Origin of the sequence: Pseudomonas sp. CCI1.1, assembly GCF_034348165.1 — a bacterium.
Lineage (GTDB): Bacteria > Pseudomonadota > Gammaproteobacteria > Pseudomonadales > Pseudomonadaceae > Aquipseudomonas > Aquipseudomonas paracarnis.
In genome coordinates this window covers 5,717,071-5,738,265 of sequence record NZ_CP133780.1, presented here as the reverse complement: position 1 = coordinate 5,738,265, position 21,195 = coordinate 5,717,071, and the positions used below count along the sequence as shown (strand labels likewise).

16 protein-coding genes are annotated in these 21,195 nt (G+C 58.9%); 13 read left to right on the top strand and 3 right to left on the bottom strand.

The features are described from left to right. Position 1 precedes the first annotated feature (1 nt). Positions 2 to 964 carry an IS30-like element ISPpu17 family transposase gene (locus tag RHM69_RS25945; protein ID WP_004577240.1) on the bottom strand — a complete coding sequence of 321 codons (963 nt, stop codon included), beginning with the start codon at positions 962 to 964 and terminating at the stop codon, positions 2 to 4. 137 nt (positions 965 to 1,101) lie between these two features. Here RHM69_RS25945 and RHM69_RS25940 point away from each other — a divergent pair, with 137 nt between their 5' ends. The 11 genes from RHM69_RS25940 (at position 1,102) to RHM69_RS25890 (ending at position 17,143) form a co-directional block, all read left to right on the top strand. Continuing rightward, the gene (locus RHM69_RS25940) at positions 1,102 to 1,785 is read left to right on the top strand and encodes a hypothetical protein (RefSeq protein ID WP_322255323.1); all 684 of its coding nucleotides are present in this window, start codon (positions 1,102 to 1,104) and stop codon (positions 1,783 to 1,785) included. Between the two features lie 103 nt (positions 1,786 to 1,888). Next, complete coding sequence (locus RHM69_RS25935) at positions 1,889 to 3,490, top strand: ABC transporter substrate-binding protein (protein ID WP_014716901.1); 1,602 nt, start codon at positions 1,889 to 1,891, stop codon at positions 3,488 to 3,490. Positions 3,491 to 3,748: 258 nt separating this feature from the next. Next, the gene (locus RHM69_RS25930) at positions 3,749 to 5,377 is read left to right on the top strand and encodes an ABC transporter substrate-binding protein (RefSeq protein WP_014716900.1); all 1,629 of its coding nucleotides are present in this window, start codon (positions 3,749 to 3,751) and stop codon (positions 5,375 to 5,377) included. 356 nt (positions 5,378 to 5,733) lie between these two features. After that, on the top strand, positions 5,734 to 7,287 hold the full coding sequence (locus tag RHM69_RS25925; protein ID WP_416151979.1) for an ABC transporter substrate-binding protein: 1,554 nt from the start codon (positions 5,734 to 5,736) through the stop codon (positions 7,285 to 7,287). Between the two features lie 171 nt (positions 7,288 to 7,458). Next, positions 7,459 to 8,853: an OprD family outer membrane porin gene (locus RHM69_RS25920; RefSeq protein WP_014716898.1), complete on the top strand. Its 1,395-nt coding sequence runs from the start codon at positions 7,459 to 7,461 to the stop codon at positions 8,851 to 8,853. A gap of 80 nt (positions 8,854 to 8,933) precedes the next feature. Then, positions 8,934 to 10,532: an ABC transporter substrate-binding protein gene (locus RHM69_RS25915; protein ID WP_014716897.1), complete on the top strand. Its 1,599-nt coding sequence runs from the start codon at positions 8,934 to 8,936 to the stop codon at positions 10,530 to 10,532. A 76-nt stretch (positions 10,533 to 10,608) separates the two neighbouring features. Beyond that, positions 10,609 to 11,619 carry an ABC transporter permease subunit gene (locus RHM69_RS25910; RefSeq protein WP_003171721.1) on the top strand — a complete coding sequence of 337 codons (1,011 nt, stop codon included), beginning with the start codon at positions 10,609 to 10,611 and terminating at the stop codon, positions 11,617 to 11,619. A 10-nt stretch (positions 11,620 to 11,629) separates the two neighbouring features. Beyond that, complete coding sequence (locus RHM69_RS25905; protein WP_003188486.1) at positions 11,630 to 12,541, top strand: ABC transporter permease subunit; 912 nt, start codon at positions 11,630 to 11,632, stop codon at positions 12,539 to 12,541. A 10-nt stretch (positions 12,542 to 12,551) separates the two neighbouring features. Next, on the top strand, positions 12,552 to 13,520 hold the full coding sequence (locus RHM69_RS25900; RefSeq protein WP_014716896.1) for an ABC transporter ATP-binding protein: 969 nt from the start codon (positions 12,552 to 12,554) through the stop codon (positions 13,518 to 13,520). Then, positions 13,520 to 14,491 (top strand): peptide ABC transporter ATP-binding protein, encoded by a 972-nt coding sequence (locus tag RHM69_RS25895; protein ID WP_014716895.1) that lies wholly within the window; start codon positions 13,520 to 13,522, stop codon positions 14,489 to 14,491. Before RHM69_RS25900 ends, RHM69_RS25895 begins: the two co-directional genes overlap by 1 nt. A 393-nt stretch (positions 14,492 to 14,884) precedes the next feature. Next, positions 14,885 to 17,143: a TonB-dependent siderophore receptor gene (locus RHM69_RS25890; RefSeq protein WP_014716894.1), complete on the top strand. Its 2,259-nt coding sequence runs from the start codon at positions 14,885 to 14,887 to the stop codon at positions 17,141 to 17,143. A gap of 73 nt (positions 17,144 to 17,216) precedes the next feature. Here RHM69_RS25890 and RHM69_RS25885 read toward each other — a convergent pair whose 3' ends face one another. Continuing rightward, positions 17,217 to 17,477, bottom strand: coding sequence for a hypothetical protein (locus tag RHM69_RS25885; protein WP_014716893.1), 261 nt, complete (start codon positions 17,475 to 17,477; stop codon positions 17,217 to 17,219). A gap of 165 nt (positions 17,478 to 17,642) precedes the next feature. Beyond that, entirely contained in the window at positions 17,643 to 19,226 is a 1,584-nt protein-coding gene (locus RHM69_RS25880) for a peptide chain release factor 3 (RefSeq protein WP_003188476.1), read from the bottom strand. A gap of 332 nt (positions 19,227 to 19,558) precedes the next feature. On the opposite strand from RHM69_RS25880, the gene RHM69_RS25875 reads away from it, so the two are divergent. Next, complete coding sequence (locus RHM69_RS25875; RefSeq protein WP_004372306.1) at positions 19,559 to 20,275, top strand: ABC transporter permease; 717 nt, start codon at positions 19,559 to 19,561, stop codon at positions 20,273 to 20,275. Positions 20,276 to 20,294: 19 nt separating this feature from the next. After that, on the top strand, positions 20,295 to 21,188 hold the full coding sequence (locus tag RHM69_RS25870; RefSeq protein WP_014716892.1) for a glycine betaine ABC transporter substrate-binding protein: 894 nt from the start codon (positions 20,295 to 20,297) through the stop codon (positions 21,186 to 21,188). Positions 21,189 to 21,195: the final 7 nt, after the last annotated feature.

Sequence of the window (21,195 nt, the reverse complement as noted above, 5' to 3'; positions counted from 1 at the left end):
TTCAACACATAAGTGCAACGCTCACCCCTGTATGCACTTCGTACGGCGTCTTCCAGCCCAAGCGCTTGCGCGGGCGTAGATTGATCCTCGCTACTGTCCGATTGACGGCTTCGACGGTCAGCTTGCTGAAGTCGCTGCCCTTGGGGAAATACTGGCGGAGCAGACCGTTGGTGTTTTCATTGGTGCCACGTTGCCAGGATGAATAGGGGTCTGCAAAAAAGACCTGGCACTGGCTCCGTAGCGCGATGCGTTCATGCCCGGCAAACTCCCTTCCGTTATCCAGCGTCAGCGTGTGAGCGGCATGGCCCTGAAGCATCAGATTGATCGCCCGCGTTACCTGCCGGCGCGTTCTGCGCTTGACCGGATAGGCGCTCAGATAGCCGCTTTTGCGATCAACCAGGGTCACCAGGTTACCGCCCAGTCCATGTACCGTATCGCCCTCCCAGTCCCCCAGGCGCTCGCGGCTTTCGACCTCGGCTGGGCGTTCACTGATTGACACGCGATTACGCAGCTGCCCGCGCCGATCGTGGCTTCCATAGCGTTTCCGGTAGCGCTTTCGGCGATGTCGCAGATAGGTATAAAGCTCACCACCGGCGCGCTGTTCGGCGGCAATGAACCGATAAATCCACTCATGGCTGACCGCCCGGCTTGGCTGCTCCTGCTTCAACCGCTGGGCGATCTGCTCCGGACTCATGCCATGCTTGAGCCACACCGGGAGATGATGGCTGAGCCATGTCGCCGGCTTGCAAAACTTGCGCGCACCCGCTCGACGAGCATCACTTTCATGGGCCGCAGAAACAGCCTTGTAGATATTCTGGGTGCTGTTGCGGCGAACCTCGCGACTGATCGTCGAGGGATGCACGCCGACCCGCTTTGCAATGCTCGCCTGGCTCTCTGCGGCGCTCAAGCCAGCCTCAATCTGGTAACGTTGTCCCTGAGTCAGCTGCCGGTAATGCGTAGTCATCTGCGCTTGAATCCTTCGGTGTGAGAGCCTGGATTCTACCGGTGGCTGGCTCTCTGCCTCTCGTTTCAAGCGTTGCGCTTATTCTATGAATTCAGGATGGAAAAAAAATAGCCGGTGCCGAACAGTTCGATGAAATCTTGAAGAACAAAGCGGGAACCAACTACGAGTTCTCTTTCAGTCACATCGAGGAAGAAGGAATAATTAAAAAAAAGCTCATCACCTCGTGGACCCTTGAAGAACCGAATTTTACCTTGTTGCCGGAAGAGATAGCACACACCACGGAATACGGTGCCAGCGAGTATTCGCCCGCCTTCGTCAAGGATATCGATCGTAATCCTTACACTGTCACCACTACCGAAAACGCCTTGTCAGTGACTACTGAGCTGAACGCAACAGCAGACACGACGGCGGGTGCCAAGCAAGCAAGGATTGCGCAGTTCGAAGCGGCAATTCCCAATGCCGATCTGCGGGCTCGCATCTCCGAAGTGGCTCATCAAGGCTCTGCCGGGCCCGCTATCGTTGACCTACACGAACTTGACCTGAACAAAGAAGAGGTGACTCTGCAGAAGGGCTATTTTTTTAAGGCTGACAATACCCAGTTTCAGATTGAATACGATCCCTCGAACAACCTGGCCAAGGTCCATATGACTTCTGAAGGACACTTCTCTAACGCCGATAAAAATATCCAAAATGCTCCGGGTGTAAAGTTAACAATCAACAGAACCTTCACGATACGGGAGAGTAACGAGTTGGACGGTGCCTATGCGATCGATAAAGATGCTCCTACCAAGGTCGAGGTCACCTACATAGTAAATGCATAAACCGGCTAATGGCCCCTTACCTGAAACACCTGAACGGCGGTAACCTCGGTAACCGCCGTTTTTGTTTGGGCAGCCTAATATGCTTGCCATTTCAGGGGTCTCCATGGAAAGAATCGCCTTCAAACCACTATTGATCGCCGCAAGCCTGCTGGCCTGTATGCCCATGGCCCAGGCCGCCACCACCCTGGTCTATTGCTCCGAAGCCAGTCCCGCCGGCTTCGACCCCAGCCAATACACCAGCGGCACCGATTTTGATGCCTCCGCCGAAACCGTGTTCAACCGCCTGACCCAGTTCAAGCGTGGCGGCACCGAGGTAGAACCTGGTCTGGCGACAAGCTGGGATGTATCGAAGGACGGCCTGACGTACACCTTCCACCTGCGTGACGGGGTCAAGTTCCACACCACCGACTACTTCATCCCGACCCGCAATTTCAACGCCGATGACGTGCTGTTCACCTTCAATCGCTTGCTCGATGCCGACAGCCCGTTTCGCAAGGCCTACCCGTCCGAATCGCCCTACTTCACCGACATGGGTTTGAACACCACGATCAAAAGCGTCGAAAAACTCGACGAGCACACTGTGCGGTTCAACTTGAACACTGTCGATGCTTCGTTCGTGCAAAACCTGGCCATGAGCTTTGCCTCTGTTCAATCGGCCGAATACGCCGCCCAGTTGTTGAAACAAGGCAAGGCCGAGCAGATCAACCAGCAACCGGTCGGTACCGGGCCGTTTGTGTTCAAGCGTTATCAGAAGGACTCGCAGATCCGTTATGTGGCCAATAAACAGTATTGGAAACCCGAGGATGTGAAGCTCGACAACCTGATATTCGCCATCACCCCGGACGCCGCCGCGCGCCTGCAGAAACTCAAGGCAGGCGAATGCCAGGTCAGCGGTTACCCGCGCCCTGCCGATATCGAAATGATGAAGCAAGACCCCAACCTGCGCGTATTGCAACAAGCAGGCTTCAACCTGGGCTTCCTGGCCTATAACGTGACTCACCCGCCGCTGGATCAACTCAAGGTTCGTCAGGCACTGGACATGGCCATCGACAAGCCCGCCATCATCAAGGCCGTTTACCAGGGCGCCGGACAATTGGCGCAGAACGCACTGCCTCCCGCGCAGTGGTCTTATGACCCCACGATACACGATGCGCCCTACGACCCGACCAAGGCCCGGTTGCTACTAAAAGAAGCAGGGGTTGCACCAGGTACCACCATTAACCTGTGGGCGATGACCGTACAACGCGCCTCGAATCCTAATGCACGGATGTCCGCGCAGATGATTCAACAGGATTGGGCCAAGGTCGGTATCAAGGCCAACATCGTCAGCTATGAGTGGGGCGAGTACATCAAGCGCGCCAAAAACGGCGAGCACGATGCAATGATTTATGGCTGGACCGGCGACAACGGCGACCCCGATAACTGGCTAGGCGTGCTCTACAGTTGTGCCGCGGTCAAGGGCAGCAACTATGCCAAATGGTGTAACCCGGCCTACGACAAGTTGGTGCAACAAGCCAAGGTCAGCAGCGACCGCGAGCAGCGCATCAAGTGGTATCAACAGGCCCAGAAAATCCTTAAGGAACAAGTACCTATAACGCCCATTGCAAACTCGACGGTTTTCCAGCCTATGCGCAAGCAAGTGCAGGATTTCAAGATCAGTCCGTTTGGACTGACGCCCTTCTACGGCGTGGGTCTAGATAAGTAACATTAATGCCCCAACCGAGTGCGCTAGACGCCTCGGATGGGCATTTTTGGTGCGCCATTTGCACCGAAAAAACCCTCCAAATAAGCACTTTTGTGTCGAAACTTTCATAATTGCGACATTCCTGTACGTTCGTACCACAGTTTTCCCTTTGCAACCGCTCTGCATCTTGCATTGGGTATGGCGCCTGCATAAGTATCCGCAGGCCGACTCACGAGGTCGCCCTCACCACCAAAAATGACAACAAATCATGAGGCCAACATGCTTAAACACGCAGTCCTTCCGTTATTAGTGAGCGCTGGCCTTATGGCCGCTGCCCCCGTAGCCCTTGCGGCAACTAACCTGGTGTTCTGCTCCGAAGGGAGCCCGGCCGGTTTCGACCCAGGCCAGTACACCACCGGAACAGACTTCGATGCCTCGGCCGAAACCATGTTCAACCGCCTGAGCCAGTTCGAACGTGGCGGCACCGCCGTCGTTCCTGGCCTGGCCACCAGCTGGGACGTTTCCCCGGATGGCCTGACGTACACCTTCCACCTTCGCGAAGGCGTCAAGTTCCATACCACCCCGTACTTCAAGCCTACTCGTGAATTTTCGGCTGACGACGTACTGTTCACCTTCAACCGAATGATCAATAAAGACGATCCGTTCCGTAAGGCCTACCCTACCGAGTTCCCGTACTTCTCGGACATGGAGATGGATAAGAACATCAAGAACATCGAGAAAGTCGATGACCACACCGTCAAGTTCACCCTTGGCACCGTGGACGCGGCGTTTATCCAGAACCTCGCGATGAGCTTTGCATCGATCCAGTCGGCCGAATATGCCGCCCAACTGTTGAAGGAAGGCAAGGCCGCCGACATCAACCAGAAGCCGATCGGCACTGGCCCGTTCGTGTTCAAGAGCTACCAGAAAGACTCCAACATTCGCTTCACCGGCAACAAGGAATACTGGAAGCCTGAAGACGTCAAGATCGATAACCTGATCTTCGCAATCTCCACGGACCCTTCAGTACGCATCCAGAAACTGAAAAAGAACGAGTGCCAGATCACAGCCTATCCTCGCCCGGCCGATATCAAGCCGCTGGAAGCGGACAAGGACATGAAGATGCCGCACCAGGCCGGCTTCAACCTGGGCTACATCGCCTACAACGTGATGCCTGTGCTCAAGGGCCAGACGACGCCAAACCCGCTGGCTGACCTGCGGGTTCGCCAGGCTTTGGACATGTCGGTGAACAAGCAGCAGATCATCGACTCCGTGTACCAGGGCGCTGGGCAATTGGCCGTCAATGCCATGCCACCCACCCAATGGTCGTACGACACTACGATCAAGGACGCCAAGTACGACCCTGCCAAAGCCAAGGAACTGCTCAAGGAGGCTGGCATCAAGGAAGGCACCGAGATCACTCTTTGGGCCATGCCGGTTCAGCGTCCGTACAACCCGAACGCCAAGCTGATGGCCGAGATGCTGCAGAGCGACTGGAAACAGATCGGCCTGAAGGTCAACATCGTCAGCTACGAGTGGGGCGAGTACATCAAGCGTTCCAAAGGTGGCGAGAACCAGGCGATGATCATCGGCTGGAGCGGTGACAATGGTGACCCTGACAACTGGCTGGGCACCCTGTTTTCGTCCCCGGCGTTGAACGGTAACAACTTCTCCAAGTTCGTTAATAAACAGTATGACGACCTGATCAGCCAGGCCAAATCGACCACGGATGTCGCCAAGCGCACCGAACTGTACAAACAGGCGCAACAGCTGCTTAAACGCGAATTGCCTTACACACCTATCGCGCACTCGACGGTGTATCAACCCATGCGTAATACCGTGCAGGACTTCAAGATCAGCCCGTTTGGCTTGAATTCCTTCTACGGCGTTAGCGTCAGCGGCAAGTAAGGACCAATAACGGCGACGTTTCATAACGTCGCCGTTATTCCATCCGCCTGGACCTTAGGAAACAGACTACGTTTGCAAGCGTTGCCGTCTTACAGCAATGAACTGCGACCCGTGCCTCCGTTGCCTACAAGGTCAGTCAGAATTGACGCATTTACTGCAAGGTCAACGCCCCATAAGGTCGTAGGACAGCAGAGGCATCACTCTGGGAAGGGCACTTGCTGTGTGTGGGATCAGTGAGGTCTGCCTGGCTGCACGCCAGCAGGTAGGCTCGCTGTTGATAACTACAAACAAGGACCGGGATCGTCATGCGCCATACCACCGTTGTATCCGCTCTGTTTGCCACCAGCCTGCTGGCCATGGCCACCATGGGCCAAGCCGCCGAGAAAAAGAGCCTGGTGTTCTGCTCCGAAGGCAGCCCGGCAGGGTTTGACACTGCGCAATACACCACCGCTACCGACAACGATGCGGCGGAGCCTTTGTATAACCGTTTGGTGGAGTTCGAAAAAGGCGCGACCGACGTCGTCCCTGGGCTGGCAACCAAGTGGGATATTTCCCCTGATGGCCTGACCTACACCTTCCACCTGCGTGAAGGGGTGAAGTTCCACAGCAACAAGGAATTCAAGCCGACGCGAGACTTCAACGCCGACGACGTGCTGTTCACCTTCAATCGCATGCTTGACCCCGAACACCCGTTCCGTAAGGCCTACCCCACCGAGTTTCCGTACTTCAACGGGATGAGCCTGAACAAGAACATCGCCAAGGTCGAGAAAACCGACCCGTACACCGTGGTGATGACCCTGAACACGGTCGACGCCGCGTTCGTGCAGAATATCGCCATGAGCTTTGCCGCGATCCTTTCGGCGGAATACGCCGAGCAGTTGCTCAAGCAAGGCCGGCCCAGCGACATCAACCAGAAGCCGATCGGCACTGGCCCGTTCGTGTTCCAGCGTTACCAGAAAGACTCGCAGATCCGCTACGTGGGCAACAAACAGTACTGGGACCCGAGCCGCGTCAAGCTGGACCAACTGATCTTCGCCATCAACACCGACGCCTCGGTGCGCGTGCAGAAGCTCAAGGCCGGCGAATGCCAGGTGACCCTGCATCCACGCCCCGCCGACGTCGAAGCCCTCAAGACCGACCCGAACCTGCAACTGCTGACCAAGCCGGGCTTTAACCTCGGCTATATCTCCTACAACGTGCGCCACAAGCCGTTCGATCAGTTGGAAGTACGCCAGGCGCTGGACATGGCGGTGAACAAGCAGAGCATCCTCAATGCTGTGTACCAAGGCGCCGGGCAACTGGCGGTCAATGGTATGCCGCCGACGCAGTGGTCCTACGACGACAGCATCAAGGACGCCGCCTACGACCCGGAAAAAGCCAAGCAGTTGCTCAAGGCCGCTGGCGTCAAGGAAGGCACCGAGATCACCCTGTGGGCCATGCCGGTGCAACGCCCGTACAACCCCAACGCCAAGCTGATGGCGGAAATGCTGCAGAACGACTGGGCCAAGATCGGTCTCAAGGTCAAGATCGTCAGCTATGAATGGGGCGAGTACATCAAACGCACCAAGAACGGTGAGCACGATGTCAGCCTGATCGGCTGGACCGGCGACAACGGTGACCCGGACAACTGGCTCGGCACCCTCTACAGCTGCGACGCCATCGGCGGGAACAACTACTCCATGTGGTGCGACCCGGCGTACGACAAGCTGATCAAGCAAGCCAAGGTCGTGACCGACCGTGAACAAAGGACTGTTCTGTACAAACAGGCGCAGCAACTGCTCAAGCAGCAGGTGCCGATCACGCCCATCGCCCACTCGACGGTCAACCAGCCGTTAAGCGCCAAAGTCGAAGGCTTCAAGGTAAGCCCCTTCGGCCGCAACGTGTTCTCGGGCGTCAGCATCAACCCATAAGAAAATAACCGGATGGCGGGGAGCGAAATCAGCTCCCCGGCAAACGTGCAGGCTTTTGTTGGGAATTTTCCTACGCCAAACGTTTGCAATAGCTTGAACAAGTTCCACACCCAATAGCCGGATCACCCAAAAAGACCGGCATTAAAAAAGAGAACCAAAGGAGCTTCACCCATGAAACTGAGCAGCAAAGCGCTTCTGGCCTTGGCCATCAGCAGCATCACGGCCACCGCCTACGCTGAAACGCAAAGCCAGGACTTCGTTCCTACCACCCTGGCCGGCACCAGCGCCCAAAGCGAGGCCAAAGGCTTTATCGAAGATTTCAGCCTGGGCGGCACCACGCGTAACTGGTACTCCCATGAAAGCAAATACCGCGGGGGCACCTTCTCGTACCAGAAACACGGCCAGACCCTGACCGATCGCAACCGTACCAACTGGGTCCAAGGCACCATCCTCAACGCCAGCTCGGGTTTCACCCAGGGCACCGTTGGGGTCAAGACTGAAGTGGCGGTGTACAACGCCCTGGTACTGGACCGCAGCAAGCGTGATATCAAAGGCGGCTCCAACCGTACCCTGGCCGACTCCAACGGTGACGCCGTAGACCAGTGGAGCAAACTGGGCCTGGCCAACGTGCAATTCCGTGTGTCCAACACCACACTGACCGCCGGTCGCCAGAACTTCAGCAGCGGCATCGTCGACACCATCGGCAACCGTGCTCTGCCTTCGAGCTTCCAGGGCGTGAGCTTCAACAGCGAAGAGTTCAGCAACCTGTCGTTCCAGGGCGGCGTGTTCGACCGCGTTTCCCCACGTAGCGAGCAGAGCCTGTCGAAATTCCGTACCGAATACGGCAATGGCGCAGAAACCGACAAAGTGTCGACCCTGGGTGTGAACTACCAGCCGCTGAAAAGCCTGAAGACCAGCTTCTTCGCCGCTAACGTGAAGGACTTCTGGAACCAGTACTACTTCGGCGCCACCCACGAGCTGGGCGACGCGCAGCAGTTGGGCCTGACCACCGGCTTCAACTACTACAAGACTGTCGATGAAGGCAAAAAAGAGATGGGGGAAATCGACAACGATACCTTCTCCCTCTCCCTGGGCCTGACTCACCAGGCACACAGCCTGACCTTTGGCTACCAGCAAGTGAACGGTAACGAGTACTTCGACTACCTGCACGAAACCAACGGTATCTACCTGGCCAACTCCCTGACGTCTGACTTCAACGGCCCGAACGAGAAATCCTTCCAGATCGCCTATGCCATCAACATGGCTGAATACGGCGTACCTGGCCTTAAGTTCAACGCCTACTCGGCACGCGGCTGGGGCATCGACGGCACCCACTACACCGGCAACAATGGCCGGGCCAAGTTTGCCTATGACGGCATCCAGTCCCAGGACGGCGAGAAGCACCAGGAATACGGTGTAGGCGCCTCTTACGCGCTGCAGAGCGGCCCGCTCAAAGCCACCACCGTGCGCGCAACCTATGTTGAGCACCGTGGCAGCGAGTTCCAGTCCGACGGCAGCATCAAAGAGTTCCGTCTGGTTACCACCATCCCGTTCAACATCCTTTAATTAGTGCCAAGCAGGCGGCGAGCTCAGGACGAGCTTGCCGCCTACGCTTTTCTGGTTCCATCGATTGCAGAGGGCTCTGAATGAAAATGCTCCCACTACAAGCCGCCATGGCCGCTGCGCTGTTGAGCGTGGCGATCGGCGTTTCGGCCAAACCGCTGGTGGTCTGCACCGAAGCCAGCCCGGAAGGTTTCGACCCGGTCCTGTACACCACTGCCGTGACCGCTGACGCCGCCGCTGAAACCATGTTCAACCGCCTGGTGGACTTCAAGCCCGGCACCACAGAAGTGGTGCCTGCCCTGGCCAAAGACCTGCCGGAAATCAGCGCCGATGGCCTGACCTACACCTTCCACCTGCGTGACGACATCAAGTTCCACACCACCGACTATTTCAAACCCACGCGCAACCTGAATGCCGATGATGTGCTTTGGAGCTTCCAGCGCCAGCTGGACCCGAATCACCCTTGGCATAAAAAGTCCAACGTGGGCTATCCGTACTTCGAAAGCATGGGCTTTAAAGAACTGCTCAAGAGCGTAGAGAAAACCGACGATCACACCGTCGTCTTTACCCTGACCCGTCCTGAAGCCCCGTTCCTGGCCGACCTGGCCATGGCGTTTTCCTCGATTCACTCCGCCGAATATGCCGACCAGTTGCTCAAGTCCGGCAAGACCGATGACCTGAACGCCAAGCCCATCGGCACCGGGCCGTTCATCTTCAACCGCTACGCAAAAGATGCCCAGGTGCGTTTCAAGGCCAACCCGGAGTACTTCCGTGGCAAGCCGCCGGCCGACCCGCTTATTCTGGCAATCACCACCGATAGCAATGTGCGCCTGCAAAAGCTCAAGGCCAACGAATGCCAGATCGCGCTGTATCCCAAGCCCGATGATGTACCCAGCGCCAAGGCTGATCCCAACCTGAAAGTGGCGGAACTAGCGGCGATGACCACCAGCTACACCGCCATGAATACCACCCACAAGTACATGAGCGATGCGCGGGTACGTCACGCGATCAATATTGCCTTCGATAAAAAGGGCTACAACGAATCGCTGTACGGCAAAGGCAACGCCGTCGATGCCACCGGGCCGTACCCGCCGACCCTGCTGGGCTTCAGTGACAAGCTGAAAAACCCAGTTCGCGACTTGGACAAGGCGCGCGCCCTGCTCAAGGAAGCCGGCGTACCGGAAGGCACCGAGTTCACCCTGTTTACCCGTAACGGCGGCGGCCCGACCAACCCCAACCCGATGCTCGGCGCCCAGCGCATGCAGGCGGATCTGGCCCAGATTGGCCTGAAGGTCAATATCAAGGTCATGGAGTGGGGCGAAATGCTCAAGCGCGCTAAAGCCGGCGAACACGACATGGTTTCTGCAGGCTGGGCCGGGGATAACGGCGACCCGGATAACTTCCTCACCCCTAACCTGAGTTGCGACGCAGCGAAAAACGGCGAAAACTACGCCCGCTGGTGTAACAAAGAGTTTCAAGACTTGATCGACAAGGCCCGCGCCGACGCTGAACCCGCCGAACGCGCCGCACTCTATGAACAAGCTTTGGCCGTTTTCGAGAAGGACCAACCGTGGATCCCCATGGCCTACCCGAAAATGTTTACCGCCATGCGCAAGAACGTCGAGGGTTATACCCAAAGCCCTCTGACTACCAATAACTTCGCCACCACCCAGGTGAAGTAAATAAGAAAAACGCTCGGCACCGTCGACACTGACGGTGCCGGACCTGCCTAACCGGCTGATTGAGGTACACACCAAGATGTTTAGTTTTATTGCCCGCCGACTGGGGTTATTGATCCCCACGTTCTTCGGCATCACGTTGCTGACCTTTGCGTTGATTCGCATGATTCCAGGCGACCCCGTAGAAGTCATGATGGGCGAGCGACGGGTTGACCCCGAAATGCACGCCCAGGCAATGGAGCGCCTTGGCCTTAACAAGCCGCTGTATGCGCAATACCTGGATTACGTCGGCAAGCTCGCCCAGGGCGACCTTGGCGAATCGTTGCGCACTCGCACCAGCGTGTGGACCGAGTTCACCGCCCTCTTCCCCGCGACCCTGGAACTGTCCATGGCCGCGCTGTTGTTCGCCGGTATTCTGGGCCTGTTGGCCGGGGTGATCGCGGCACTCAAACGAGGATCCCTGTTCGACCACGGGGTGATGGGCATCTCCCTGGCGGGATATTCGATGCCGATCTTCTGGTGGGGCCTGATCCTGATCATGTTCTTCTCGGTGAGCCTGGGCTGGACCCCGGTGTCCGGGCGTATCGACCTGCTCTACGACATCGAGCCACGCACCGGCTTCATGCTGATCGACACCCTGCTGGCCGACGAGCCGGACGCGTTCTGGGATGCGTTGCACCACCTGATCCTGCCAGCCATCGTGCTCGGCACCATCCCGCTGGCGGTGATCGCGCGCATGACCCGTTCGTCGATGCTCGAAGTGCTGCGTGAGGACTACATCCGTACCGCCAAGGCCAAGGGCCTGTCGCCGGCGCGCGTGGTGTTCGTGCACGGCCTGCGTAACGCGCTGATCCCGGTGCTCACTGTGGTCGGCCTGCAAGTCGGCACGCTGCTGGCCGGTGCGGTACTGACCGAAACCATCTTCTCGTGGCCCGGCATCGGCAAATGGCTGATCGAAGCCATTGGCGCGCGGGACTACCCGGTGGTGCAAAACGGCATTCTGCTGATCGCCTGCCTGGTGATCCTGGTGAACTTCGTGGTGGATATCCTCTACGGCTTCGCCAACCCACGCATCCGTCACCAGCGCTGAGATCATGACCATGACCACACCTACTCAAGTGTCAGCAGTCGATCAGAGCCTGCTGTACCCGTCCCCGTACAAAGAATTCTGGCAAGCCTTCTCCAAGAACAAAGGCGCGGTTGCCGGCCTGCTGTTCATGTTGCTGATCGTGTTCTGCGCGATCTTCGCCCCGTGGGTTGCGCCGCATAACCCCAGCGAGCAATACCGAGACTTCCTGCTCACGCCACCGGCCTGGCTGGAAGGCGGGCAGATGCAGTTCCTGCTGGGCACCGACGAACTGGGCCGTGACTTGCTCTCGCGCTTGATCCAGGGCTCGCGCCTGTCGTTGCTGATCGGTTTATCGTCGGTGGTGATGTCGCTGATCCCGGGCATCCTGCTGGGCCTGTTCGCTGGGTTCTTCCCGCGCTTGCTCGGCCCGACCATCATGCGCTTGATGGACATCATGCTGGCCCTGCCATCGCTGCTGCTGGCCGTGGCGATTGTCGCCATCCTCGGCCCTGGCCTGATCAACACCGTGATCGCCATCGCCATCGTGTCGTTGCCATCCTATGTGCGCCTGACCCGCGCCGCCGTGATGGGCGAACTGAACCGCGACTACGTGACTGCCGCCCGCCTCGCCGGCGCCGGCCTGCCACGCCTGATGTTCATCACCGTGCTGCCTAACTGCATGGCGCCGCTGATCGTACAAGCGACCTTGAGCTTTTCCTCGGCGATTCTCGATGCCGCGGCCCTGGGCTTCCTCGGCCTTGGCGTACAACCGCCAACCCCTGAGTGGGGCACCATGCTGGCTTCGGCCCGCGACTACATCGAACGCGCCTGGTGGGTGGTGAGCCTGCCTGGCTTGACCATTTTGCTCAGCGTGCTGGCAATCAACTTGATGGGTGACGGCCTGCGCGATGCGCTGGACCCGAAACTCAAGAACGCCGCCTGAGGAGATTCCCATGTCATTGTTAGAAATCAAGAATCTCAACGTGCGCTTCGGCGACAAGACCGCCGTGCCGGTGGTCGATGGCCTCGACATTTCCGTCGACAAGGGCGAAGTACTGGCGATCGTTGGCGAGTCGGGCTCGGGTAAATCCGTGACCATGATGGCGCTGATGGGCCTGATCGAACATCCCGGCATCGTCACCGCCGATGCCCTGAACTTCGACGGCAAGGACATGCTCAAGCTGAGCAACCGCCAGCGCCGTCAGATCGTCGGCAAAGACCTGGCGATGGTGTTCCAGGACCCGATGACCGCGTTGAACCCCAGCTACACCGTGGGTTTCCAGATCGAAGAAGTGCTGCGCCTGCATTTGAAAATGTCCGGCAAACAAGCACGCAAACGCGCCATTGAGCTGTTGGAAAAAGTCGAGATCCCGGGCGCCGCCAGCCGTATGGACGCTTACCCGCATCAACTGTCCGGCGGTATGAGCCAGCGCGTGGCAATCGCCATGGCCATTGCCGGCGAGCCCAAACTGCTGATCGCCGATGAACCGACCACTGCGCTGGACGTGACCATCCAGGCGCAGATCATGGAATTGCTGCTGGCCCTGCAAAAAGAGCAGAACATGGGCCTGGTGCTGATCACTCACGACCTCGCGGTAGTGGCTGAGACTGCCCAGCGCGTGTGCGTAATGTACGCCGGCCAGGCCGTGGAAGTCGGCCAGGTGCCGCAGTTGTTCGACATTCCGGCACACCCGTACAGCGAAGCGTTGCTCAAGGCGATTCCCGAGCACAGCCTGGGTGCCACGCGCCTGGCCACGCTGCCGGGCATCGTGCCGGGCCGCTATGACCGTCCGCAGGGTTGCCTGCTGTCGCCGCGCTGCCCGTATGTGCAGGACTCCTGCCGCGCCCAGCGGCCGGGCCTCGATCCGAAAAGCAACAGCCTTGCCCGCTGCTTCTACCCGTTGAACCAGGAGGTGGCGTAATGGCCGTCGTACTTACCGCCCGCGACCTCACCCGTCACTACGAAGTGTCCCGTGGCCTCTTCAAAGGCCACGCCACCGTGCGTGCTCTTAATGGTGTGTCTTTTGAGCTGGAAGCCGGCAAGACCCTCGCCGTGGTAGGCGAGTCGGGCTGTGGCAAATCCACCCTGGCCCGCGCCCTGACGCTGATTGAAGAGCCCTCGTCGGGCTCGTTGAAAATCGCCGGGCAAGAAGTGGCCGGCGCCAACAAGGCTCAGCGCAAGCAATTGCGCAAAGACGTGCAGATGGTGTTCCAGAGCCCCTATGCCTCGTTGAACCCTCGCCAGAAAGTCGGCGATCAACTGGCCGAACCGCTGCTGATCAACACCCACCTGTCCGCCGCCGAGCGCCGCGAAAAAGTGCAGGCGATGATGAAGCAAGTGGGCCTGCGCCCTGAGCATTATCAGCGCTACCCGCACATGTTCTCCGGTGGTCAGCGCCAGCGTATCGCCCTGGCTCGCGCAATGATGCTGCAACCCAAGGTGCTGGTGGCGGACGAACCGACCTCGGCGCTGGACGTGTCGATCCAGGCACAGGTGCTTAACCTGTTCATGGATTTGCAGCAGGAATTCAACACCGCCTACGTGTTCATTTCCCACAACCTGGCGGTGGTACAGCACGTAGCTGACGATGTGATGGTGATGTACCTCGGCCGCCCGGTTGAGGTGGGCCCCAAGGAAGACATCTACGCACGCCCGCTGCACCCTTACACCCAGGCGCTGCTGTCGGCCACGCCGACCATTCACCCGGACCCGAGCAAGCCAAAGATCAAGATCGTCGGCGAACTGCCCAACCCACTGAACCCGCCGCCGGGTTGCGCGTTCCACAAGCGCTGCCCGTATGCGACCGAGCGCTGCAGCAGTGAGGAGCCGCTGTTGCGGCCGTTGGATAACCGGCAGGTGGCTTGTCACTACGCGGAGCAATTCGTGGCCTGAAGCAACATTGTTTCCCTCTGTGGGAGCGGGCTTGCTCGCGAATGCGTGGGTTCAGCTACAGATGGGTTGCTGACACACCGTCTTCGCGGTCAAGCCCGCTCCCACAGGGGTAATGCGTGATATCGAGTTCCATCGCCCTTCCCGCCAGATTGCGCATCAGTCTGGCTGGAGGGGCTTTTTTTTGCGCGGTTGTAACAAAAAACATACCGTTTGAACCCATGCCAAAAGCCCTGAAAACATTGAGCCAGAGCGTTTCGAAAAGTGTATAGATTGTAAATGCAATTTACTTCTGTTTGAGAATCAATACCATTACGACGCACGGAGAGCGCTGGATGCACGACAAAAATTCAGACGCCTCTCGTTCAATCGCCCCTCCTAAAGGACTTTGTGGACATGTCGTCTCAATTCAGGCTCAGCCATCTCTCGCTGGCGTTTATCGCTACCCTTTCGTCACCCGCGCTGCTGGCGCAGAGTGTGGAAAAAGAGCGCGATAAAGTGCCGATCCAAGCGACAGACCTGCCGGTGGATGGCACGCCCCAAGCCCTGGTGCTGGGCGAAACGCGTGTATTGGGCACCGCTGCCGAAGAACTCAAGCAGGCGCCCGGTGTGTCGATCATCACCGCCGAAGACATCAAGAAACGCCCGCCCACCAACGACCTGTCGGAGATCATCCGCCGCGAGCCGGGCGTGAACCTGACCGGCAACAGTTCCAGCGGCAGCCGTGGCAACAACCGCCAAATCGACCTGCGCGGCATGGGCCCGGAAAACACCCTGATCCTGATCGATGGCAAGCCGTCCACCTCCCGCAACGCCGTGCGTTATGGCTGGAGCGGCGACCGCGATACCCGTGGTGAAACCAATTGGGTGCCGGCCGAAGAAGTCGAACGCATTGAAATCCTGCGCGGCCCGGCCGCCGCCCGTTATGGCTCCGGTGCCATGGGCGGTGTCATCAACATCATCACCAAACGCCCCACCGACCAACTGCACGGCTCGCTGACCGCCTACACCGCCTTCCCCGAAAACGATGCCGAAGGCGCGAGCAAACGCACCAACTTCAACCTCAGCGGCCCGTTGACCGACACACTGGCGTTCCGCGTCTATGGCGGCCTGAACAAGACCGACGCCGATGACGCCGACATCAACCGCGCAGCACAGGCGACCCCAGACTCGCTGGTGGCCGGCCGCGAAGGCGTGCGCAATAAAGACGTGAACGGCTTGCTGAGCTGGCAGTTCACCCCCGAGCAAACCCTCGACCTGGAAGCCAGCTACAGCCGCCAGGGCAATATTTTCGCCGGTGATACCATGCTCAACGGCGGTGGCGCATTCGTGGAAAGCCTGGTGGGCAAGGAAACCAGTGTGATTCAGCGCAGCAGCTTTTCTGCCACGCACCGCGGCGAGTTCGACTGGGGCTCGACCCTGGCTTCGCTAACCCACGACCTGACCCGCAACGAACGCCTCAATGAAGGCCTGGCCGGTTCTGGCGAGGGTGCGCCGTCTGCCAGCGCAGGCCGTTTCGAGTCGCGCTTGCGCAACACTCGGGCCACCGCCGAGGTCAACCTGCCCCTGAGCGTCGGTGCCGAACAGGTGCTGACCCTGGGCAGCGAGTACCTCTACGAGTCGATGAACGACCCAGGCTCGTTGCGCCCGCAAAGCTATGACCCAGGCACCGGCGGCATCCCCGCCATCCCGGGCGTGAGCCGCAACAGCACCAAGACCACCGCCTCGAGCTACGCCTTGTTTGCCGAGGACAACATCGAGCTAGGCAGCAAGACTGTCATCACGCCTGGCTTGCGCTTCGACGACCATGAGGAATACGGCGGCAACTGGAGCCCCAGCTTCAACGCCTCGCACCAGTTGACCGATGAATTGAGCATCAAGGGTGGCATCGCCCGCGCCTATAAAACACCCAACCTGTACCAGTCCAACCCGAACTATTTGCTGTACAGCCGTGGCAATGGCTGCAACGCCAGCGAAGCCAACATGGGCGGTTGCTACCTGGTGGGTAATCGCGACCTGAAGCCGGAAATCAGCGTCAACAAGGAAATCGGCCTGGCTTTCGACAAGGGCACCTGGCGTACCAGTGCGACGTACTTCCGTAATGACTACAAGAACAAGATCAACGCCAGTAACGAGGCGGCCTTCCGCCTGGGCAACGGTCGCCGCGTGCTGGAGTGGGAAAACAGCGGGCCCGCCTTGGTGCAGGGCGTTGAAGGCAACCTGTTCATCAGCCTGCGCGATGATCTGGACTTGAATACCAACCTGACCTACATGATCGACTCCAAGGACAAGGACACCGGCGAGCCCTTGAGCATCATCCCCAAGTACACCGTCAACACCACGCTGGATTGGCAAGCCACTGACAAGCTGTCATTCCAGGTCAGCGGCACCTATTACGGCAAACAAGAAGCACCGACGCTCAACTCACGCAGCGCCAGCAGTTACGAGCGCAGCGCCCAGCAGGACGTCGACCCGTACGGGTTGATGGGCCTGAGCAGCGGCTACGAATTCAGCAAAAACCTGAGCGTACGCGTGGGCATCAACAACCTCCTGGACAAGCGCCTGTCTCGCAAAGGTAACGCCGACGACGCCGGTGCCCAGACCTACAATGAACCGGGCCGCGCTTACTTCGCGTCGGTGACTACATCGTTCTAAGGCATTGTTTGAGGTCTGAAAAGCGCCTCCCACCAGCTATAGGCTGGCGGGAGGCGCTTTCTTTCTAGCGAGCCTACGTTTGGCTATCGCCTTCGTCTGCGTCTGCGTCGTCGCTGTCGGGCTCGTCGGTAGTAGAGTCATCATCACCCTCGCTGCCGCCCTGGCCCTGATCGCCTGGTTCGGCTTCGGACTTGGCCAACTGCAAGTGCGATGCCTGACCACTGGTCACCACCGCTGCGCTCGGTACCGGGTTATGCGCCCAGGCCGTCGACATCCCCAACGACAACAGCACCAGCACTTTCATCAACAGCACTACGCGTTGAAAAATACTCATGGTCGATTCCGTCCAGTCAGTAAATGGGCTCCGCACGGCAGTCATTAACTGCCACCAGCGTTTACGCTAGTCGCGATGCCGGATTACCGCCAATCCCCAGCCTTTAGGAGGTCAAAATGTGGGAGGGGGCTTGCCCCCTCCCACATTCTCTGAACCGCTCAGACCTTAGTGGTGTTCGCGGGTCGCGCGGAACTTCACATCCGGCCAGCGCTCTTCCATCAACGCCAGGTTCACCCGCGTCGGCGCCAGGTAGGTCAGGTGACCACCGCCGTCGATTGCCAGGTTTTCCACGGCCTTGTTGGAGAACTCTTCCAACTTCTTCTTATCGCTGCAATCAATCCAGCGCGCCGAATACACGGTGATCGGCTCATACGAACACTCAACCTTGTATTCCTCTTTCAAGCGGCTGGCGACCACATCGAACTGCAGCACACCCACGGCGCCGAGGATGATGTCGTTGCTGCGCTCGGGGAAGAACACCTGGGTGGCGCCCTCTTCGGCCAATTGCTGCAAGCCTTGGCGCAGTTGCTTGGACTTGAGCGGGTCACGCAGGCGCACGCGGCGGAACAGTTCCGGGGCGAAATGCGGAATGCCGGTGAAGCCCAGGGCTTCGCCTTCGGTAAAGGTGTCGCCGATCTGGATGGTGCCGTGGTTGTGCAGGCCGATGATGTCGCCGGCAAACGCCTCTTCCAGCTGTTCACGCTCGGAGGAGAAGAACGTCAGGGCGTCGCCGATGCGTACGTCCTTGCCGGTGCGCACGTGGCGCATCTTCATGCCTTTTTCGTACTTGCCGGAGCAGATGCGCATAAAGGCGATACGGTCGCGGTGTTTCGGGTCCATGTTCGCCTGGATCTTGAACACGAAGCCGGTGAATTTCTCTTCCACCGGTTCCACGGTGCGCTCGTTGGCAACGCGGGCCAGGGGCTTTGGCGCCCAGTCCACGACGGCGTCGAGCACGTGGTCGACGCCGAAGTTGCCCAGGGCGGTACCGAAGAACACCGGGGTCAACTGGCCGTCGAGGAACTCCTGCTGGTTGAACTCATGGCAGGCGCCCTGCACCAGTTCCAGTTGGTCGACGAAACGGTCGTACTCGTCACCCAAGTGGGCGCGGGCTTCGTCGGAGTCTAGCTTTTCAATGATCTTGGTTTCGGTGCGTTCATGGCCGTGGCCGGCGGTGTAGACAATGATGTAGTCGTCGGCCAGGTGGTACACGCCCTTGAAGTCGCGGTAGCAACCAATCGGCCAGGTGATCGGCGCGGCCTTGATCTTCAGGACGGCTTCGATTTCATCCAGCAGCTCGATGGGGTCGCGGATATCGCGGTCGAGTTTGTTGATGAAACTGACAATCGGCGTATCACGCAGACGGCACACGTCCATCAGCGCGATGGTACGTGGCTCGACGCCTTTACCGCCGTCGAGGACCATCAGCGCCGAGTCCACCGCGGTGAGGGTGCGGTAGGTATCTTCGGAGAAGTCTTCGTGCCCCGGGGTGTCGAGCAGGTTGATCATATGCTCGCGATACGGGAACTGCATGACCGACGTGGTAATGGAAATACCCCGTTGTTTTTCCATTTCCATCCAGTCGGAGGTGGCATGGCGGTCGGATTTGCGCGATTTCACCGTGCCGGCCACCGCGATCGCCTTGCCCATCAGCAACAGCTTTTCGGTGATGGTGGTCTTACCGGCATCGGGGTGGGAAATAATGGCGAAAGTGCGGCGTTTCGCGACTTCGGCGGCCTGGTGGGTCATGGGAAATCGCCTGGCAGGTGAGTCAAAAAAGGGCGGCGAGTATAGCGCAAACGCGAGGGTACGGACCACCGTTGAGCCCATTGGGGGTGGCTAAATGCGCCCAAGTGTGGAACCTTTTAAAAGGTCGAGACGTCCACTCCCCTGCTATCGCACTCGGAACAGGGGCTGAAATATCAGCAAGTTAGCCTGACGAGGCTGCGCTCATGGCTCGATCGCATACTGCATTGCCAGTATCGGCGAGTTGCTTTTCGCGAACTCATTCAGAGGCAGCCAGGAATGGCAGTGCCGCCGGAAAATGTGTTCGCCGACAAAAGAAAAAAAGGAGTCCGCCTGTGGCTATTCGCTATGGCAAAGGGCTGATAGGAGGCGCGGTTGTCGTCGCGCTCCTGGCCCTGCTGGTCCACTGGATCGGCATCAACACGATCGAACTGTACCGCGACGATTTGTTGTTTTACCTGCAAGCTCACCTGATTCTCGTCCTAGTCTCCATGCTGGCAGCCCTGATTGTGGGCATCCCCGCCGGTATCCTGCTCAGCCGACCCAACATGGTCGGGCGCGCAGAACGTTTCATGCAGATCTTCAACATCGGCAACACCGTCCCTCCCCTGGCCGTACTGGCCATCGCCCTCGGCGTCCTCGGCATCGGCAGCGGCCCGGCCATCTTCGCGCTGTTCCTTGCCTCGCTCCTGCCCATCGTACGCAACACCTACGAAGGCCTGAAAAACGTTCAGGGCTCCCTCAAGGAAGCCGCCACCGGCATCGGCATGACGCCGCGCCAGGTGCTGTTTCGCGTGGAGCTGCCCAACGCCGTGCCGATCATCATCGGCGGTGTGCGCGTGGCCCTGGCGATCAACGTAGGTACCGCACCGCTGGCGTTCCTGATTGGCGCCAACAGCCTGGGCAGCCTGATCTTCCCCGGCATCGCTCTGAACAATCAGCCGCAACTGTTGCTCGGCGCCGCGTGTACCGCGCTGCTGGCATTGCTGCTTGATGGCCTGGTGACCATGGCTAGCCGCCTCTGGCTGGAACGCGGGTTACGCCCGTCTTAAGCCCGGTAAAGGAATTCACATGAAAAAACTGAGCTTGATATTAGGCTGCGTCCTGCTGCTTGCAGGTATTGCGCAAGCCGCCGAAAAACCCGTGATCCGCATCGGCGCCCGGGTGTTCACCGAGCAGACCCTGCTCGCCGAAATCACTTCCCAATACCTGCGCACCAAGGGCTACGACGCCCGCGTGACCGGCGGCCTGGGCAGCAACCTGGCGCGCAGTGCCCAGGAAAGCGGGCAACTGGACCTGATATGGGAATACACCGGCGTGTCGCTGGTGGCCTACAACCATATCGACGAGAAACTCGACAGCGAACAGTCCTACGCTCGGGTCAAAGAACTCGATGGGAAAAAAGGCCTGGTCTGGCTATCGCCGTCGCGCTTTAGCAACACCTATGCCCTGGCGCTGCCGGAGAAAGTCGCCCAGGAACATCCCGAAATCAACAGCATCAGCGACCTCACCAACGCCATGGCCGAGAACACCAAAGAGCACCGTCTGGTCGCCCTGGACACCGAGTTCGCCAACCGCTCCGATGGCCTGGCCGGCATGGTCAAGCTGTACGACATGAACCTGACACGCAAGAACACCCGGCAAATGGACGCCGGCCTGGTCTACACCGCACTGCGTAACGGCCAGGTGTTTGCCGGTTTGGTCTACACCACCGACGGGCGCCTCAACGCCTTTAAGTTGAAGCTGCTGGAAGACGACAAGCACTACTTCCCGGATTACACCGCAGCCCCGGTGATCCGCCAGGAATACCTCGACAAACACCCGCAACTGGCCGCCGAACTCAAGCCTTTGGCCCACCTTTTCGACGATGAAACCATGCGCCAGCTCAATGCACGGGTCGACGTCGACCATGAAAGCCCGTCCGCCGTTGCCGCCGATTTCCTGCGCCAACATCCAATCAACTAAAAAGGAG

Bases quoted from the DNA above. Each gene is read 5' to 3' on its own strand.
- RHM69_RS25925 (WP_416151979.1), top strand. From the start codon at position 5,734: ATGGCCACCATGGGCCAAGCCGCCGAGAAAAAGAGCCTGGTGTTCTGC.
- RHM69_RS25910 (WP_003171721.1), top strand. From the start codon at position 10,609: ATGTTTAGTTTTATTGCCCGCCGACTGGGGTTATTGATCCCCACGTTC.
- RHM69_RS25900 (WP_014716896.1), top strand. From the start codon at position 12,552: ATGTCATTGTTAGAAATCAAGAATCTCAACGTGCGCTTCGGCGACAAG.
- RHM69_RS25905 (WP_003188486.1), top strand. From the start codon at position 11,630: ATGACCACACCTACTCAAGTGTCAGCAGTCGATCAGAGCCTGCTGTAC.
- RHM69_RS25895 (WP_014716895.1), top strand. From the start codon at position 13,520: ATGGCCGTCGTACTTACCGCCCGCGACCTCACCCGTCACTACGAAGTG.
- RHM69_RS25930 (WP_014716900.1), top strand. From the start codon at position 3,749: ATGCTTAAACACGCAGTCCTTCCGTTATTAGTGAGCGCTGGCCTTATG.
- RHM69_RS25915 (WP_014716897.1), top strand. From the start codon at position 8,934: ATGAAAATGCTCCCACTACAAGCCGCCATGGCCGCTGCGCTGTTGAGC.
- RHM69_RS25935 (WP_014716901.1), top strand. From the start codon at position 1,889: ATGGAAAGAATCGCCTTCAAACCACTATTGATCGCCGCAAGCCTGCTG.
- RHM69_RS25920 (WP_014716898.1), top strand. From the start codon at position 7,459: ATGAAACTGAGCAGCAAAGCGCTTCTGGCCTTGGCCATCAGCAGCATC.
- RHM69_RS25885 (WP_014716893.1), bottom strand. From the start codon at position 17,477: ATGAGTATTTTTCAACGCGTAGTGCTGTTGATGAAAGTGCTGGTGCTG.
- RHM69_RS25945 (WP_004577240.1), bottom strand. From the start codon at position 964: ATGACTACGCATTACCGGCAGCTGACTCAGGGACAACGTTACCAGATT.
- RHM69_RS25880 (WP_003188476.1), bottom strand. From the start codon at position 19,226: ATGACCCACCAGGCCGCCGAAGTCGCGAAACGCCGCACTTTCGCCATT.
- RHM69_RS25870 (WP_014716892.1), top strand. From the start codon at position 20,295: ATGAAAAAACTGAGCTTGATATTAGGCTGCGTCCTGCTGCTTGCAGGT.
- RHM69_RS25890 (WP_014716894.1), top strand. From the start codon at position 14,885: ATGTCGTCTCAATTCAGGCTCAGCCATCTCTCGCTGGCGTTTATCGCT.